Consider the following 1,336-nt stretch of genomic DNA (forward strand, 5'->3'; position numbering starts at 1 on the left):
GCCCAGCCGGGGCTGGCCATGGCACATGCCGCAGCCAGGGCCAGAGCCGTATAACGCATCTTCATGATTTGTCTCCTCATTGGTTCACTCCCCGTGGTTGAAGGCTTGTTCGGCTCCGGGGAATATGAGCCGGGTTCCTTTTCTGACTTCTATCCCTTGCGCATGACGAATGCGAGCAAGGCCATTGACAACACGAAGCTGATCCAGATCGACGGATCGCCCTCCAGACCCAGCCACCCGGCCAGCTTGCCGCTGATGCCGACAAAAATCAGGTTGACGTAGGCCGCACTAAGCAGGCCGATAAAAAGCCGGTCACCACGGGTAGTTTCCAGCGGCAAAAAGCCGCGCCGCATCGTTGTCGGGGATTTCAACTCCCATACCGTCATGCCCACCAGCATCAGCACGATGCAGGTAAAGAAAATTGCCACCGGCGTGGTCCAGGCCATCCACTCAAACATCTGTCATCTCCTTACTTGGCGGCATCAGCACCGCAAGTGAATCCGTGCAAGTGCCATCGCGGAACCGGCTTTGCCGGGCCGCAGGTGGCGCCCCCCTTGGGGGAGGCGCCGAAGGCGCTTCGGGGGGTCACACTCTTCCCATTGCGAAGCCTTTTGCGATGTAGTTGCGTACAAACCAGATCACGATGGCGCCCGGCACGATGGTCAGCACGCCAGCCGCTGCCAGTGTGGCCCAATCCATGCCGGATGCCGACACCGTCCGTGTCATGGTCGCGACGATGGGCTTGGCGTTGACGCTGGTCAGCGTGCGCGCCAGCRGCAGTTCGACCCAGCTGAACATGAAACAGAAGAACGCCGCCACGCCGACACCGGCCTTGATGAGCGGCAGGAAGATGCGTACAAAGAAGCGGGGGAAGGAATAGCCGTCGATGTACGCGGTTTCATCAATCTCACGCGGAATGCCGCTCATGAAACCTTCCAGGATCCACACCGCCAGCGGCACGTTGAACAACAGGTGCGCCAGGGCCACCGCGATGTGGGTATCCATCAGCCCCACCGTGGTGTAGAGCTGGAAGAAAGGCAGCAAGAACACTGCAGGTGGCGTCATGCGATTGGTCAGCAACCAGAAGAACACATGCTTGTCACCCAGGAAGCTGTAACGCGAAAACGCGTAGGCGGCCGGCAGGGCTACAGTCACCGAAATCACGGTATTGATGGCGACATAAATCAGGCTGTTGATGTAGCCCGAATACCAGGACGGGTCGGTAAAAATGGTCTTGTAGTTGTTCCAGGTGAACTCCTGGGGAAAGAACGAGAAGCTCGACAAAATCTCGGCATTCGTCTTGAAGCTCATGTTGACCATCCAGTAGATGGGCAAC

The 1,336-nt window shown here is 58.3% G+C and carries 2 protein-coding genes; both read right to left on the bottom strand.

The features are described 5' to 3' along the window. Window positions 1-149: 149 nt before the first annotated feature. The gene (locus AC1D1P_RS23500) at window positions 150-458 is read right to left on the bottom strand and encodes a DUF2160 domain-containing protein (RefSeq protein WP_477668673.1); all 309 of its coding nucleotides are present in this window, start codon (window positions 456-458) and stop codon (window positions 150-152) included. A 127-nt stretch (window positions 459-585) separates the two neighbouring features. After that, window positions 586-1,336, bottom strand: a 751-nt coding sequence (locus AC1D1P_RS23505; RefSeq protein ID WP_477674665.1) for a carbohydrate ABC transporter permease, incomplete at its 5' end; no start/stop codon positions are given.

Source organism: Polaromonas sp. P1_E1_2, from assembly GCF_056406035.1.

Bases quoted from the DNA above. Each gene is read 5' to 3' on its own strand.
- AC1D1P_RS23500 (WP_477668673.1), bottom strand. From the start codon at position 458: ATGTTTGAGTGGATGGCCTGGACCACGCCGGTGGCAATTTTCTTTACC.